Annotated in this window: 3 protein-coding genes; 1 reads left to right on the forward strand and 2 read right to left on the reverse strand. The window is 64.3% G+C overall.

What is annotated here, in order from left to right; genetic code table 11:
* Nucleotides 1-63 precede the first annotated feature (63 nt).
* Together NUV89_RS29385 and NUV89_RS29390 are read right to left on the reverse strand one after the other, a co-directional pair.
* On the reverse strand, nt 64-384 hold the full coding sequence (locus tag NUV89_RS29385; RefSeq protein WP_257784074.1) for an antibiotic biosynthesis monooxygenase: 321 nt from the start codon (nt 382-384) through the stop codon (nt 64-66).
* Entirely contained in the window at nt 381-1,079 is a 699-nt protein-coding gene (locus NUV89_RS29390; protein WP_257784075.1) for a CTP synthase, read from the reverse strand. The genes NUV89_RS29385 and NUV89_RS29390 overlap by 4 nt, the downstream gene beginning before the upstream one ends.
* An 80-nt stretch (nt 1,080-1,159) precedes the next feature.
* Here NUV89_RS29390 and NUV89_RS29395 point away from each other — a divergent pair, with 80 nt between their 5' ends.
* A complete protein-coding gene (locus NUV89_RS29395; RefSeq protein ID WP_257784076.1) occupies nt 1,160-2,041 on the forward strand; it encodes a LysR family transcriptional regulator in 882 nt (293 codons plus the stop codon).
* Nucleotides 2,042-2,115: the final 74 nt, after the last annotated feature.

Here is a 2,115-nt window from a genome sequence, read left to right on the forward strand (position 1 = left end):
TGACCCACCGCATTCGCGAGCAAGCCCGCTCCCACACAAGCCAGCTCCCACAGGGTCAGCATTTCAGTTTTGAAATGTGTAGGCTCGCTCGACTTTGCACACCCGGGTCTGGAACGCCGAATACCAACGGGCCCGACCTTGCTCGCGCACCGCCTGGTGCTCGGCCTGCTGCTTCCACGCGAGGATCGCCGCTTCGCTTTCCCAATACGACACGGTAATCCCCAACCCATCCTCCCGCGCCGATTCCACCCCGAGAAACCCCGGCTGTTCACGCGCCAGTTCCAGCATGCGCGTGGCAGCTTCGCCGTAGCCGTTATCACCCGCGGTGCGCAACGAGCTGAAAATCACCGCGTAGTAGGGCGGGGCGGGTGTGTGGGCGATCATGCCGACACCGCCTGGCAAGCCTTGAGCAACGCCACGGCCAGCGGCGGGGTGATGCCCTTGAGTGCGGCGCGTTCGGGTTGGAACAAGGTGGCAACGAAGAACGGGTGGTCGAGCAATTCCACCGCACGCAGATCGCCCGTGGCGTCATGGCCGCTGGGGATCAGGTTGCCTTCGAGCAGGGCATCGAGGAACGCTGGGTTTGCCCCGTAGCGGCACCGGTAACCCTCGTGCAGATCCAACGCGCCGTAAGCCTCGGCGATACGGGTGTAGGGCGCCAAACGCACGCTGTCGACCGCTTCCACCAACGCGCAGCTCAACGGCGCGATCACGGCGCGCTTGGCCTGGGGCGCCAACTCGCCATGCTCGGCATCTGCCCAACCCAATACGTTGCGCGCATATTCCAGTAGCGCGTGTTGAAAACCGGCACAAGTGCCGAGGAAAGGTCGCCGCTGCTCGCGGGCAAAACGGATAGCCCGCAGGGCGCCGTCGAGGTCGCGGTAGGGGCTGGCGGGCACGCACCAGAAACCGTCGAAGCCTTGCAGTGCCGGGCGCGTATCGGTATCGAGCCAGTGCAGGTGAACCGTCAGGTCGAGTGCGTCGGCGGCCTGTTGCAGCGCCACGGGAATGGCCTGGTGCGCGGTCACTTCAGGGGTGTAGTCGCCGATCAGGGCGAGGTTCAGCGTCGTGCTTTTCATCGTGTGCGTCCCATGGCTTGTGGTGTCCTGGAGCGCACTATAGATTGGCGTTCGCGCAATCAATATTGGCGTTTACCCATATGTTCAATGCAGCAGCGCACTATCAAATCGACTACGCGGACTTGTCGCTGATTCTCGCGTTGGTACGCGGTGGCACCCTGGCGCGAGCGGCGGGGTTATTGCGGGTGGATGTGTCCACGGTGTTTCGCGCGGTGCGGCGCCTGGAGGCGGCGCTGGGCCAGACGCTGTTTGAAAAAAGCCGCACGGGCTACCTGCCCACCAGCCTGGCCCGGGACCTGGCACAGCAGGCCGAGCGCGCCGAACAGGCCCTGGAGGCTGCGCGCATTGGTGTGGAGCAGGGCGGTGAAGTAATCAGCGGCACGGTGCGCCTGACCTGCACCGACTCGGTGCTGCAAGGTTTGCTGTTGCCGGCGCTGGCGCAGTTCATGCCGGATTACCCGGCGCTGACCCTGGAGCTCAGCACCTCGAATGATTTCGCCAACCTCAGCCGCCGTGATGCGGATATTGCCCTGCGTCTGACCAAGACACCGCCGGAGCATCTCGTAGGACGCTGCCTCGGTGAAGTCGCCTATCAGGTCTGTGCCAGTCCGGCTTATGCCCGCCAGCACGCGGGGCGTGAGCTGGCCGAGTTGACGTGGATCGCGCCAGACGACTTCCTGCCGGATCACCCGACCGTCGCCTGGCGCCGCGAGCACTTGCCGGGTGTACGCCTCGGTTATCGCTGCAACAGCATGTTGTCGGTCACCGAACTGGTGCGCGCAGGGCTGGGCGTGGCGGCGTTGCCGGATTTCTTGTTGGATGAAGGGTTGCAGCCGTTGGGACCGCCGCTGGCTGGGCATGATACGGCGCTGTGGCTGCTCACCCGCCCCGATTGCCGGGCGTTGCGTTCGGTGGTGACGTTGTTTGATGAGTTGGGGCGGCATGTACAGACGAGGTCGTAAGCACGACGGGAATCCAATGTGGGAGCGGGCTTGCTCGCGAAAGCGGTGTTTCAGCCAGTACATCAGGTGACTGA

Origin of the sequence: Pseudomonas sp. 18.1.10, assembly GCF_024655625.1 — a bacterium.
GTDB lineage: Bacteria > Pseudomonadota > Gammaproteobacteria > Pseudomonadales > Pseudomonadaceae > Aquipseudomonas.

Excerpts from the sequence above, each read along its gene's own strand:
- NUV89_RS29385 (WP_257784074.1), bottom strand. The coding sequence starts at position 384 with ATGATCGCCCACACACCCGCCCCGCCCTACTACGCGGTGATTTTCAGC.
- NUV89_RS29390 (WP_257784075.1), bottom strand. The coding sequence starts at position 1,079 with ATGAAAAGCACGACGCTGAACCTCGCCCTGATCGGCGACTACACCCCT.
- NUV89_RS29395 (WP_257784076.1), top strand. The coding sequence starts at position 1,160 with ATGTTCAATGCAGCAGCGCACTATCAAATCGACTACGCGGACTTGTCG.